This window comes from Erythrobacter dokdonensis DSW-74 (assembly GCF_001677335.1).
Taxonomy (GTDB): Bacteria; Pseudomonadota; Alphaproteobacteria; order Sphingomonadales; family Sphingomonadaceae; genus Erythrobacter; species Erythrobacter dokdonensis.
In genome coordinates, this window is the sequence record NZ_LZYB01000001.1 from 250,276 (window position 1) to 261,713 (window position 11,438).

Here is an 11,438-nt window from a genome sequence, read left to right on the forward strand (position 1 = left end):
CGCTAAAGGCGCACCCCTCATGAAACCCTCCGCGCCCCCCCAGACCTACCGGGTCAAGAGCTTCGGCTGCCAGATGAACGTCTATGACGGCGAGCGCATGGCCGAGCTGCTGGCCGAGCAGGGCATCGCCCCCGCGCCCGAGGGCGAGGAGGCGGATCTCGTCATCCTCAACACCTGCCACATCCGCGAGAAGGCCGCCGAGAAGGTCTATTCCGATATCGGCCGCTTGGTGAAGGCGGGCGAGGAAGCCGGGAAGGCCCCGCTGATCGCGGTCGCAGGCTGCGTCGCGCAGGCCGAGGGCGAGGAGATCATGGCGCGCGCGCCTGCCGTCTCCATCGTGGTCGGCCCGCAGGCCTATCACCGCCTGCCGGAGATGCTGGACAAGGCCCAGCAGGGCGAGCGCGCGACCGATACGGACATGCCCGCCATCGCCAAGTTCGACGCGCTCCCGCAGCGAAAGAAGCGCGGGCCGAGTGCTTTCCTGACGGTGCAGGAAGGCTGCGACAAGTTCTGCACCTATTGCGTGGTGCCCTATACCCGCGGCGCCGAAATATCGCGACCTTTCAGTCATCTGGTGGATGAAGCGCACAAGCTGGTCGAAGCGGGCGCGAAGGAGATCACCCTGCTCGGCCAGAACGTCAATGCGTGGCGCGGAGAGGATGCCAAGGGCCGCCGCGCAGGGCTGGGCGGGCTGATCCGCACGCTGGCCGGCATCGATGGCCTTGAACGCATCCGCTACACCACCAGCCACCCCAACGACATGGACGAGGATCTGATCGCTGCGCATGGCGAGGTCGCCAAGCTGATGCCCTATCTGCACCTGCCGGTGCAGGCGGGCAACGACCGCATCCTCAAGGCGATGAACCGGCAGCACACCGCTGACAGCTATCTGAAACTGATAGAGAAATTCCGCGCCGCACGGCCCGATATTGCCCTGTCAGGCGATTTCATCGTCGGCTTCCCGGGCGAGACCGAGGCCGAGTTTGCCGACACGCTCAGCATCGTCGACGAAGTGCGCTACGCCGCCTGCTTCAGCTTCAAATATTCCCCGCGCCCCGGCACGCCTGCGGCGACGATGGACGGCCAGATCGCGCCCGAGATCATGGACGAGCGCCTCCAGCGCCTCCAGAGCCGCATCGCCCACCACCAGATGGCGTTCAACGCGGCGAGTGTGGGCAAGACCTGCACCGTTCTGGTCGAGCGCAAGGGCAAGCACCCCGGACAATGGCTCGGCAAGTCGCCCTGGCTGCAATCAGTGTGGTTCGAAGGCGACTATCAGATCGGTGACATGATCGAGGTCGAGCTGGCCGAAGCCGGACCGAACTCGCTCAGGGGGATCGTGCGCCAGACCGTGACGGTTTGACGACTTTCCACCGCCGCGTCACCGTCCCCCGCTTGCTTTGGCGCGTCCCAGCCTTACCTTCACGACTCAGGGCGAGGGATTGTCCCGCGGCCTGAACCAAAGGAAGCTATGGGCCGACGACCCTCCCGCGCCGCCAATCCGGCTCTTTCGCCCGATCCCCGCGGCATTCCCGCTCCCCGGCGCGCCCGGGTTGAGCTGACTTTCGAGAACCAGTCGCTGCTGGGGCCGCTGTTCGGCCAGTTCGACGCCAATCTGGTGCAGGTGGAAAACCGGCTCGGGGTCTATATCCACGCGCGCGGGCACCAGGTGGTGATCGAGGGTCCGGAGGACGACGTCGCCCGCGCCCGCGAGACGCTGAAGACCATGTATGATCGCCTGGCGCGGGGCGAGGATCTGGATAGCGGCGCAATCGAATCGCTGATCGCCATGTCCAGCGAACCGACACTGGAAGGCATCATTTCGGGTGAGCGCGATGCCCCGCCGATCATGATCCGCACGCGCAAGAAAACCATCGTGCCGCGATCGGCGACCCAGATCGAATACATGAAGGCATTGGCGAAGGAGGACATCATCTTCGCGCTTGGCCCTGCGGGGACGGGCAAGACCTATATCGCGGTGGCGCAGGCGGTCAGCCAGCTCATCACCGGCTCCGTGCAGCGCCTGATCCTGTCGCGCCCGGCGGTGGAGGCGGGGGAGAAGCTCGGCTTCCTGCCCGGCGACATGAAGGACAAGGTCGATCCGTACCTGCGCCCGCTCTACGATGCGCTCTACGACTGCATGCCGCCCGAGCAAGTCGAACGGCGGCTTGCGAATGGCGAGATCGAGATCGCGCCCATCGCCTTCATGCGCGGACGCACGCTGGCGGACAGCTTCATCATTCTCGACGAGGCGCAGAACACCACGCGCGAGCAGATGAAGATGTTCCTTACCCGCTTCGGCCAGAACAGCCGGATGGTGATCTGCGGCGACCCGCGGCAGGTCGACATTCCCGGCGGCGACCGGATGAGCGGGCTCGCCGATGCGGTCGGGCGGCTCGAAGGCGTCGAGGGCTTCGGCACGATCCGCTTCACCGCTGCCGACGTCGTGCGCCACCCGATAGTGGGGCGCATTGTCGAGGCCTATGAGGGGGAGGGTGCGTGAGGCTACCGCTCGCCGCCGCCGCCGCGGCGCTGGTTCTTGCAGCGCCAGCCCGTGCGGCCGACTGGCAGGGCTTTGACTGGGGCATGAGCGAGGCCGAGGTCGGGGCGGCGAAATCGGATATCGTCGTCACCCGGCTGGAGACCGCAAGGCAGCGCAAGACCTATTCCTCCTACGCCCCGCTGGCCGGAACATGGACCAACGATGGTCATGAATACCGGCTACTGTTCTATTTCGATGCCGATGGCAGATTGCGCGATATCGATATCGAGCTGGGCGAACTGGAATGTTCGCAGATGAACGATGTGCTTGCCGATCGCTTTGGCAAGTTCGAGGAGGAGGTAAAGCCGCTCGGCTCCTCGCAACGTGTCTTTCGCCGCTGGCGGCTCGCGAAGAAGGCCGAGTTGCTGACGACGTCGCTTCACATGCCGTCCAGTGATCAATGGATCTGCGGCGCCAAGATCAAGAAGCCTGTCGGCCGGTAATGATCGAGGCGTCCTGCGGCCGACTCTTCACCCCGCTTGCTCAGTCCTCGTAGACAAAGATCACCTGATCCGCGTCCGACACCTGCACCCACACCTGATAATAGCCCCGCTCGTGCTCGCCGCGCTTGTTGGGAAGCGGGCGGGGCGCGCCGATCGCTGAATCGATCCATTGCAGGCGCACCTCGCCGTCGACGACGATCCGCCGCCCGCCGAGGCGCTGCATCATCGTGAACATGTTGAGGTCGCTCAAGCCCTCGCGGCGGCAGCCCTTCACGCTGATCTGTCCCTCGACAACATCGGCCGCGCCGCACACCTTGGCGCGTTGCAGCAGCGCGCGCAGCGCGGCAGGCTCGAAGGCGACGGTGAGCGTGCCCAATGTGGCGTAATCCTGCCGCGAATTGACGAAGAACAGCGTGCCGAGCTCGCCGTGGAGGCTCTGCCCGCCGCCGCGCACGTCGAGCAGAAAGCGTCCCGGGCGTGCTTCGCCCTCGCCGGCGGCAAAGGCCATCGCCGCAGCCTCGCCCGGGGTGATGCAGCCATTCTGGCATTCGGGCAGGTTCGCACGCAGCGAGGCAAGCGGCGTGTCGGCCTCGGCAAGGCTGGCAAGGTGTTGCTGGATGGGCAGATCGCTCCCTGCAGTGCCCGGCTCGGCCGCGGCACCGCAAAGCGGGGCAAGCATCAGCAGGCACGATGCCAGGCGCAAAATGCCGCGATCTCCTCTCACCGTGACAACCAAAAGCCCTCGACGGGTTCGACTTGCGGACAAGCGATGAATACAAGATGAGCGGTCGCCGCGACAGCGCACGAATGGCTGTTTCGGTGATATTCCGGCCAGGCCCCGCCGTTCGGGGAGCGACCTTGCTGCGGACACTGGAGCAAGCGCCCGATTCGGGTGCGGTTAACTTTGAACATCAGGTCTGCTTTCACGAATTTCTGGTTTCTATGGAAGGATGGTGATGTCTGCCTTCCTCGCAATTCTTGCTGTGACAATGGATCCCATTGCCATTGCACATAGGCTTGACGCGCATCCGACACAGCAATCAGCTGGCCAACTGTTCGGTGTTTCCGAGCTTCACGCTGACGCTCCCGCCGCGAATTCGACATTGGACAATACTGCGACCGTCGATACCGCCAGAACAGGAGCGACCCGCGGCAAGCCCCGCGTTTCGAAAACTCGGTGCGCCATTGTCGGTTGCGAAACTCAATGCAACATCAAGGGCACGCGGGATGCGCAAGGCGGCCTAGTTTATCGCACCCCGGCCAGCCCCGAATATGCTCGGGCCAATGCAGAGCGAATGTTTTGCAGCCGAGCTGATGCCAAGGAAGCAGGCTACCTCGAAGAGCAGCAAGGGTAACCGCAACCTGCAGTGTGGCCACGGCCGAGGGTTCCGGGGCGCAGCGCTTGCGATTGTCACAGGCTGCCTTGGCTGTCCACCCAACTCCAGCCCTTCATGCGCCATCGCAGCTGCCCCATCAGCGGACAATTCCTACAGCTCGCTTTTCGCGCTATCGCAGCGGGCATGCACTCCTTCCCATCCTCCGTGGCCGTTCAGGACGCCCGCGATGCAGCTTGATATCGACATCGAAGCCTGGCCTGCGGGCGAATGGGAGGCGCTAACAGAGCGTGCCGCCGTTGCGGCGGGGGAGGGCGAGCCGCTGCTCGCCAACCCCCGCCTCCTCGTCAGCTTGCTGTTCACCTCCGACGAGGAAGTCCACGGATTGAACCGTGAATGGCGCGGGCGCGACAAGCCTACCAATGTGCTCAGCTTCCCGATGCTGGAGCGTAGCGAGCTGGCAGGTCTGGCTGCCGATGGCCCGCCCGCGATGCTTGGCGACATTGCGCTCGCCCACGAGACCTGCGCGCGCGAGGCGCAAGAGAAGGGCGTTAGTCTGGAAGCCCATGCGGCCCATCTCATCGTCCATGGATTGCTGCACCTGGCAGGCCACGATCATGTCGAGTCCGATGCACAGGCGGAAGAAATGGAAGCGCTGGAGACAGCTATACTTGCAAAAATGGGCATCGCTGACCCATATGGCGCATGACAACAGGAGGAGCATCGTCGAAGGCCATGGCCGATTCCCCATCTTCCGCGTCCCAATCGGGAGACGCGGACAGTAGCAGCGGGCTGTGGCCTGTCTTGCGCAAGATCCTGAGGCTCGAAGGCGCGCGGTCCCTGCGCGAACAGCTCGAGGAAGCGATTGACGAGCACGAGGACGAGAACGGGGTCTCCGGCGGTGATGACCGCTCCGGCGAGCGCGGTGATCTGTCGCGGGTCGAGCGCCAGATGCTGCGCAACCTGCTGCACTTCTCCGAACATGACGCCGACGATGTCGCCGTGCCGCGCGGCGAGATCATAGCGGTGGATGCCTCGATCAGCTGGGATGAACTGGTCGCCGCCTTCTCCGAACACGGCCATTCGCGCATGCCGGTCTATCGCGAGACGCTGGACGACGTGATCGGGATGATCCACATCAAGGATATCTTCCCGATCATCGCCAATCTTACAGAGCCGCCTGCGGACTGGACCAGCCTGCTGCGCGAGCCGCTCTACGTGCCGCAGGCGCGCGGGGCGCTTGATGTGCTCGCGGACATGCGCGCCAAGCGGGTGCACCTCGCAATCGTGGTCGACGAATTTTCCGGCACCGACGGGCTTATCACTATCGAGGATCTGGTCGAGGAAATCGTCGGCGAGATCGAGGACGAGCATGACGATGCGCCCGAAGCCCTGTGCGTGCCCTTGGGCGAGGGCATGTGGGACTGCGATGCCCGTGCGGAACTGGACGACATCGCCGAACAGATCGACCCGCGCCTTGCCGAGGTCGAGGAAGCGGTCGATACACTCGGCGGCCTCGCCTTTGTTCTGGCCGAAGCCGTGCCGCCGGTCGGCACCGTGCTGGAACATCCGAGCGGCTGGCGGATTGAAGTGACAGCAGGTGATGAAACTCACGTCACCCGCCTGCGGCTTCACCCGCCCATGATCGATGACGAGGTGCAGTAGGCGCAACCCGCCCGCTCCCGATGCAATTTTTCTTCGATTTTTTGCATCCTTTGGTCTTTTTGCGCGTATCTCTCCCCACAAGGAGAGAATGCCATGCCCTCACGCCGTCTGCCCCCACTGCGCGCGCTCGAAGCCTTCATGCGCACGGTCCGCCTCGGATCGGCGCGGGCGGCGGCAGAGGAGATCGGCCTCAGCCCTTCGGCGCTGTCGCGGCGGATCACCAATCTCGAAGAGTTCGTCGGCAAGAAACTGTTCACCCGCGCGCGCCAGTCAATGCAGCTCACCGATGAAGGACAGGCCTTCTACGAGGCGGTGAACCCGCATCTGGAGGCGCTGGCGCGGGCTGTGGAAAGCCAGTCGGACAATATCGCGCTGCTGCGTCTGCGGCTGGGCGTGCTGCCGATGTTCGGCAGCCAGCGCCTGTTCCCGCGGCTGGGCGAGTTGCGCAAGCGCCACCCCTTGCTGCACATCGACATCGATACCGCGCCGCATCTGGAGGACCGGGTGGGCGATACGCTTGATGCGGCAATCATCCTGTCGCGCGGGCCGGCGAGCGGGCTGCACGCGGTGCGGCTCGATCACAATCTCGTTCATGCCATCTGTTCGAAGGACATTGCCCGCGCGATCGGGCCGGAGATCACTGCGGAAAGCCTGTCGAAGCAGACCTTCCTGATCCACAACGAACTGCCCGAAAGCTTCGTCGCGTGGAAGAAGGCCAACCGGCTCGAGGACATGGAAGCAGGCGCGATCGATCACTATGATTCGGGCGCCCTGATGCTGGAGGCCGCCGCGCAAGGACTGGGTATTGCCATCATGCACGACGATCACCTGCGCCGTGCGAATGACAATCGCCTTACCAATCTGCCGGGCGTGCCGGTGGAAAGCCCGTATTCCTACTGGTTCGTGTGCAAGCCGGTGGCGCTCGAAAGCCGCCCGGTACGGATCTTCCACGATTGGCTGGTGCGCGCAGGGCTTTAGTCGGCGGATACCTCTTCCGCGCGCGGTGCGTAGCGCACCGGCGGCACCGTATGGGCAAATTCGCGCAGCGGGCGCCCGAGGATTTCCAGCAAGGCTTCCTCGATGCGGCGGCGTGACTCCATGCCAATTGCCTTGCGTCCGGGAAAATCCTCGGGGCTGAAGGGTTCGAGGTAATAGAGCCGAAGCCGGAAGGAGCCCTTGCGCGCCAGCACGCGCTTGGCATTGTTGAGCCCGCCTTCCTCGCCGATCCAACCGATCCATTCTGCGACCGGCCCGTAATCGAGCACGACCGGCTGCACCAGCACACCGGGCGGCGGCGGTTCGAGTACCGAGAGCATGCTGGTCTTGAACGGCAGCAGCGATTGCCCGTCGGTGGTGGTCCCTTCGGGAAAAACGGTGACCGACCAATTGTCGACCAGCGCTTCCTTCAATGCGTTGATCTGTTCGGCCACGCCCATGCGGTGTTCACGCTTGACGAAGACGGTACGATTGAGGCTCGCCAGCCAGCCAACCACGGGGGACTGGGCGAGTTCGGCCTTGGCGACGAAGGCGGTTCCGCTCGCACCCGCCAGCGCAAGGATATCGACCCAGGAAACATGATTGGCGACGTAGAAGACATCCCGCCGCAAATGCGTTCCGATCACCTCGACCTTCGCACCGCAAATCCGCGCGGCAAACCGCAGGAACAGCATAGGGAAGGGAGAGCCGTAGGCGACAGTGCGATAAAGAAAATGCAGCGGTACGAAAACGGCGATCAGCAGCACCAGTGCCAGCGTGCGCAAGGCGATGCGCAGCCACCCCATGGGCGACACCGGGGTGTTCTCGCCCCCCGCTGCGGCAAGCCTGATATCCCAGTCGCGCTGTTCGGCAGGCCGCATGTCGCGCTCGCCGTGCGTGTCATTCCTCACGGGAAAGCCGGACACCATAAAGTTCCATGCGGTGATCGACGAGCCGGTAGCCCAGTCTCTCGGCAATCTGGCGCTGGAGCGCCTCGACTTCCGGATCGACGAACTCGACGACCTTGCCGGTCTCGACATCGATAAGGTGATCGTGATGGGCTTCGGGCACCGGCTCATAGCGCGAGCGCCCGTCGCCGAAATCGTGGCGATCGAGGATGCCCGCCTCCTCGAACAGGCGCACGGTGCGGTAGACCGTGGCGATCGAGATCTTCGGGTCGATTGCCGCGGCCCGCGAGTGCAGCAGTTCGACGTCGGGGTGATCGTCGCTCTCCGATAGCACCTTGGCGATCACCCGGCGCTGTTCGGTGATGCGCAGACCTTTTTCGGCGCACAATTGTTCAAGATCGATCTTCTGGCTCAATGACAGCTCCATTGCCGAATGTGCGCGGCCCGCGGCTTGCGTCCCATGCAAAGCAAAGCAGCCCCATCCTTATAGGGACGGGGCTGCTTGCTCAAGCTGGCATGCGGCCCTCTCAACAGGGCTTATGCCGTGCTGGTCAGCTTGCCTTCTTGGTGCGGCGGGTGCGGGTCGCGCCGGGCTTGCGGCCAAGACCGATCTTCTTGGCAAGATCGCGGCGCTTTTCGGCATAGGCGGGGGCGACCATCGGGTAATCGGCAGCAAGGCCCCACCGTGCGCGGTATTCTTCGGGCGACATGTTGTAATTGGTGCGCAGGTAGCGCTTGAGCATCTTCAGTTTCTTGCCATCTTCAAGGCAGACAATGTATTCGGGCTTGACCGAGTTGCGGATTGCGACGGCCGGCTGCGGCTTGGGTTCTTCCACCACCGGCTGTTCACCCAGATTGGCGAGCGCTGCGTAGACGTTGGTGATGAGGCTCGGCAAATCGCCAACTGCGACATCATTATTGCTGACATGCGCTGCGACGATATCGCTGGTCAGCGTAATAAGGGTTTCTTTCATATCGATTCCCGAGTTTTCCATGAGTTCCTCGACCTATTCTTCGGATTTTTCCGATTACTGGCCCATGGAGGAAAAACATTGCATTGGCAACTGGGAGATTTTGCTTAAGCTAAACTTCGGTAGAATCGGATAAAATCAAATCGAACGTCCAAAAGTAATCGCGTCGATTCTTTCGCCATTCGCCATCCGGTAATAGTTGCGACGTTCGCCTATCGGGTCAAATCCCATCTTGCGATAAAGGTGGAGCGCAGGGTTTCCACGCCGCATTTCCAAATAGATGCGATTAATGCCACGTTCGCGCGCCGCATCGATCAGACCTTTGATGAGGGTTACTGCGATGCCGCGCCGGCGTGCGCCGGGAACCACTGCGATCAACAGCAATTCCTCTTCGTCGAGGACATGGCGGCTGAGGACGAAGCCGGCCGGCGCGCGGGCTGTCGCGTCGCCGTCGGCAATGAAGGCACCATCGGCATCGACCACCAGCGCATGGGTGCTCGGCAAGGCCAGCGCATCGGCGACCTGCCTCCGGTTCCATGCCTCGCCATAGGCCGGGTCGAAAGCGGCACCCATCACCGCCATGATCCGGTCAACAAGGAGCGGGCGAAGGGTCATGCAGGCGGGTGTCCGGCCATTGGCGTGGCATCGGGCGCGCGGCCATAGATCGGGGCGAGGTTGTCGGTCATCAGCGAGGCTGGCAGCAGCGGCACGGCATCGGCTTCGGGCAGGATGTCCATTGCGACTGCCCTCACGCCGGCGAAGGCCAGCAGGTCGCGCGCCCGGTTACCTGCCGCAAAGTCATAGTGCAGGTCGTCCTTGGCTTCTCGCGGGGTTTGCGAGACCACATCAGTGAGCGGCAGGCCGTCGGACCCGAAATCCTGCACGAACCATTCGCCGTGCCCGCCATTGGTGCACACCGTCACCGGCCTGCCGGGACGTTCGGCCTGGGCCTGCGCGGCGATCAGGGCGAGGGTCGGATAGCCGAGCACCTTTGCTCCCCAGGCGAGGCCGAGAGCACGCGCGGTGGCAAGGCCGATGCGCACCCCGGTAAAGCTGCCCGGACCGAGCGAGACAAGGATGCGTTGGCTGCGGCCCTTTTCGGGCAGGGCGGCGATCATCGGCACCAGCGCTTCGGCATGGCCGCGCCCGATCACGCGGTGGTCATGCGCGATCAGCGTCTCGCCCTCGAACAGGGCGATCGAGCACGCTTCGGAGGCGGTTTCGATGGCAAGCATCCGCATGGCGCAAGCCGATGCCCCAGCGCGGGGCGGCGTGCAAGCGCGAGATGCGCGTCAGGCGATGCGGTTGAAGGTCGCGAAATCCGGGCGGGGACTGCGCTCGAAGATGCTGGCGGGGTCGCCGTAGCCCACCGAGCAAATGAAATTGACCCGGTGGCGGGGGCTATCGGCGAAGAACGCTGCGTTGACAGCGGCCGGATCGAAGCCCGACATCGGCCCGCAATCAAGCCCGATCGCACGGGCGGCCAGCATGAGGTATGCCCCCTGAAGCGAAGAGTTCCTGAAGGCGCCCTCCTCGCGTCCCTTCTCGTCACCCTCGAACCAGCTTTTCGCGTCGGTGTGGGGGAACAGCCAGGGCAGTTCTTCGTGGAAGTCGATATCGTAACCGATCACAGCGGTGACGGGGGCAGCTGCGACCTTGGCCTTGTTGCCCTCCATCACGTATTCGACCAGCTTTGCCTTTGCCTCCGGCGACTTGATCCAGACGATCCGCACCGGCTGCATGTTGGCCGAGGTCGGCGCCATCTTCATCAGGTCCCAGATCGCGTGGAGCTGTTCATCCGACACCGGCTTGTCGAGCCAGCCGTTATAGCTGCGCGCTTCGTTGAACAGCTGGGCAAGCGCCGCGTCCGACAGGACGTGGTCGTGGAACTGGGTGGTCATGGGAAATCCCCGTGATTGCGAGAAAGGAAGTCAGGCGGCCCTGACTTCAACGACTTCGGGGACATAATGTTTCAGCAGCCCCTCGATGCCGTGCTTCAGCGTCGCGGTGCTCGACGGGCAGCCCGAGCACGACCCTTGCAGGGTCAGGTACACGACCCCGTCGCGGAAGCCGCGATAGGCAATGTCGCCGCCATCGCCTGCTACGGCAGGGCGGACGCGGGTTTCGAGCAGTTCGTTGATCGCGGCGATGACCTCGGCATCCTCGGCGCGTTCCTCCACCGCCATGTCGTCTTCGGGCGGCACTGCGATCCCGCCTGCGGTGGCGGGGGCAAACAGCGGAGCCTCGGAAACGAAATGATCGAGCAGGATCGCGATCACCTGTGGCTTCAGCGCGCTCCAGTCCGCGCCGGGTGCGGCGGTGACGCTGACGAAGTCCGCGCCGAAGAACACGTTCACGACCTCGCCGGTGTCGAAAATCGCTTGCGCCAGCGGGCTGGCTTCGGCGGCTTCGGGCGTGGCGAATTCCCGGCTGCCAGTATCCATCACGGTGCGTCCGGGCAGGAACTTGAGCGCGGCGGGGTTCGGGGTGGTTTCGGTTTCGATGAACATGGCGGGCATTTAAGACCGATTTCGTCTGATTTCAAGCACGCAAACCCGTCCGGCATCGCCGGGCAGACATTCACTATCGCTTCACCTTTT

15 protein-coding genes are annotated in these 11,438 nt (G+C 63.8%); 7 read left to right on the top strand and 8 right to left on the bottom strand.

The features are described from left to right. The first annotated feature begins 19 nt into the window (after positions 1-19). The 3 genes from miaB to I603_RS01260 all read left to right on the top strand — a co-directional run bounded on the left by miaB (position 20) and on the right by I603_RS01260 (position 2,985). Positions 20-1,363, top strand: coding sequence for a tRNA (N6-isopentenyl adenosine(37)-C2)-methylthiotransferase MiaB (gene miaB / locus I603_RS01250; protein ID WP_068862006.1), 1,344 nt, complete (start codon positions 20-22; stop codon positions 1,361-1,363). A 108-nt stretch (positions 1,364-1,471) separates the two neighbouring features. Then, positions 1,472-2,503, top strand: coding sequence for a PhoH family protein (locus I603_RS01255; RefSeq protein ID WP_068862007.1), 1,032 nt, complete (start codon positions 1,472-1,474; stop codon positions 2,501-2,503). Further along, positions 2,500-2,985 (top strand): hypothetical protein, encoded by a 486-nt coding sequence (locus I603_RS01260; RefSeq protein WP_068862008.1) that lies wholly within the window; start codon positions 2,500-2,502, stop codon positions 2,983-2,985. Before I603_RS01255 ends, I603_RS01260 begins: the two co-directional genes overlap by 4 nt. 40 nt (positions 2,986-3,025) lie before the next feature. Here the strand turns inward: I603_RS01260 and I603_RS01265 are convergent, their stop codons facing one another. After that, positions 3,026-3,664: a phage portal family protein gene (locus I603_RS01265; protein ID WP_068862009.1), complete on the bottom strand. Its 639-nt coding sequence runs from the start codon at positions 3,662-3,664 to the stop codon at positions 3,026-3,028. A gap of 277 nt (positions 3,665-3,941) precedes the next feature. On the opposite strand from I603_RS01265, the gene I603_RS14390 reads away from it, so the two are divergent. The 4 genes from I603_RS14390 to I603_RS01280 all read left to right on the top strand — a co-directional run bounded on the left by I603_RS14390 (position 3,942) and on the right by I603_RS01280 (position 6,962). Next, complete coding sequence (locus I603_RS14390; RefSeq protein ID WP_143736723.1) at positions 3,942-4,340, top strand: sunset domain-containing protein; 399 nt, start codon at positions 3,942-3,944, stop codon at positions 4,338-4,340. Between the two features lie 208 nt (positions 4,341-4,548). Beyond that, complete coding sequence (gene ybeY / locus I603_RS01270) at positions 4,549-5,028, top strand: rRNA maturation RNase YbeY (protein WP_068862010.1); 480 nt, start codon at positions 4,549-4,551, stop codon at positions 5,026-5,028. Positions 5,029-5,054: 26 nt separating this feature from the next. Next, a complete protein-coding gene (locus tag I603_RS01275) occupies positions 5,055-5,984 on the top strand; it encodes a hemolysin family protein (RefSeq protein ID WP_068862011.1) in 930 nt (309 codons plus the stop codon). A gap of 93 nt (positions 5,985-6,077) precedes the next feature. Then, positions 6,078-6,962 (top strand): LysR substrate-binding domain-containing protein, encoded by an 885-nt coding sequence (locus tag I603_RS01280; protein WP_084439752.1) that lies wholly within the window; start codon positions 6,078-6,080, stop codon positions 6,960-6,962. Here I603_RS01280 and I603_RS01285 read toward each other — a convergent pair. The 7 genes from I603_RS01285 to I603_RS01315 all read right to left on the bottom strand — a co-directional run bounded on the left by I603_RS01285 (position 6,959) and on the right by I603_RS01315 (position 11,348). Next, positions 6,959-7,765 (bottom strand): lysophospholipid acyltransferase family protein, encoded by an 807-nt coding sequence (locus tag I603_RS01285; protein ID WP_415858442.1) that lies wholly within the window; start codon positions 7,763-7,765, stop codon positions 6,959-6,961. The genes I603_RS01280 and I603_RS01285 overlap by 4 nt on opposite strands. A 94-nt stretch (positions 7,766-7,859) precedes the next feature. Continuing rightward, entirely contained in the window at positions 7,860-8,282 is a 423-nt protein-coding gene (locus I603_RS01290; RefSeq protein ID WP_068862482.1) for a Fur family transcriptional regulator, read from the bottom strand. 136 nt (positions 8,283-8,418) lie between these two features. Continuing rightward, positions 8,419-8,862: a Ros/MucR family transcriptional regulator gene (locus tag I603_RS01295; protein WP_068862013.1), complete on the bottom strand. Its 444-nt coding sequence runs from the start codon at positions 8,860-8,862 to the stop codon at positions 8,419-8,421. 114 nt (positions 8,863-8,976) lie between these two features. Further along, complete coding sequence (locus I603_RS01300; RefSeq protein ID WP_068862014.1) at positions 8,977-9,453, bottom strand: GNAT family N-acetyltransferase; 477 nt, start codon at positions 9,451-9,453, stop codon at positions 8,977-8,979. Then, a complete protein-coding gene (gene tsaB / locus I603_RS01305; RefSeq protein WP_068862015.1) occupies positions 9,450-10,079 on the bottom strand; it encodes a tRNA (adenosine(37)-N6)-threonylcarbamoyltransferase complex dimerization subunit type 1 TsaB in 630 nt (209 codons plus the stop codon). Before tsaB ends, I603_RS01300 begins: the two co-directional genes overlap by 4 nt. A 51-nt stretch (positions 10,080-10,130) precedes the next feature. Beyond that, positions 10,131-10,739 carry a malonic semialdehyde reductase gene (locus I603_RS01310; protein ID WP_068862016.1) on the bottom strand — a complete coding sequence of 203 codons (609 nt, stop codon included), beginning with the start codon at positions 10,737-10,739 and terminating at the stop codon, positions 10,131-10,133. A gap of 30 nt (positions 10,740-10,769) precedes the next feature. Next, positions 10,770-11,348 (bottom strand): NifU family protein, encoded by a 579-nt coding sequence (locus tag I603_RS01315; RefSeq protein ID WP_068862483.1) that lies wholly within the window; start codon positions 11,346-11,348, stop codon positions 10,770-10,772. Positions 11,349-11,438 lie beyond the last annotated feature (90 nt).

Coding starts and splice junctions, on each gene's coding strand:
- miaB (WP_068862006.1), top strand. CDS start 20: ATGAAACCCTCCGCGCCCCCCCAGACCTACCGGGTCAAGAGCTTCGGC.
- I603_RS01255 (WP_068862007.1), top strand. CDS start 1,472: ATGGGCCGACGACCCTCCCGCGCCGCCAATCCGGCTCTTTCGCCCGAT.
- I603_RS01265 (WP_068862009.1), bottom strand. CDS start 3,664: ATGCTTGCCCCGCTTTGCGGTGCCGCGGCCGAGCCGGGCACTGCAGGG.
- I603_RS14390 (WP_143736723.1), top strand. CDS start 3,942: ATGTCTGCCTTCCTCGCAATTCTTGCTGTGACAATGGATCCCATTGCC.
- ybeY (WP_068862010.1), top strand. CDS start 4,549: ATGCAGCTTGATATCGACATCGAAGCCTGGCCTGCGGGCGAATGGGAG.
- I603_RS01275 (WP_068862011.1), top strand. CDS start 5,055: ATGGCCGATTCCCCATCTTCCGCGTCCCAATCGGGAGACGCGGACAGT.
- I603_RS01280 (WP_084439752.1), top strand. CDS start 6,078: ATGCCCTCACGCCGTCTGCCCCCACTGCGCGCGCTCGAAGCCTTCATG.
- I603_RS01285 (WP_415858442.1), bottom strand. CDS start 7,765: ATGGGGTGGCTGCGCATCGCCTTGCGCACGCTGGCACTGGTGCTGCTG.
- I603_RS01295 (WP_068862013.1), bottom strand. CDS start 8,862: ATGGAAAACTCGGGAATCGATATGAAAGAAACCCTTATTACGCTGACC.
- I603_RS01300 (WP_068862014.1), bottom strand. CDS start 9,453: ATGACCCTTCGCCCGCTCCTTGTTGACCGGATCATGGCGGTGATGGGT.
- tsaB (WP_068862015.1), bottom strand. CDS start 10,079: ATGCGGATGCTTGCCATCGAAACCGCCTCCGAAGCGTGCTCGATCGCC.
- I603_RS01310 (WP_068862016.1), bottom strand. CDS start 10,739: ATGACCACCCAGTTCCACGACCACGTCCTGTCGGACGCGGCGCTTGCC.
- I603_RS01315 (WP_068862483.1), bottom strand. CDS start 11,348: ATGTTCATCGAAACCGAAACCACCCCGAACCCCGCCGCGCTCAAGTTC.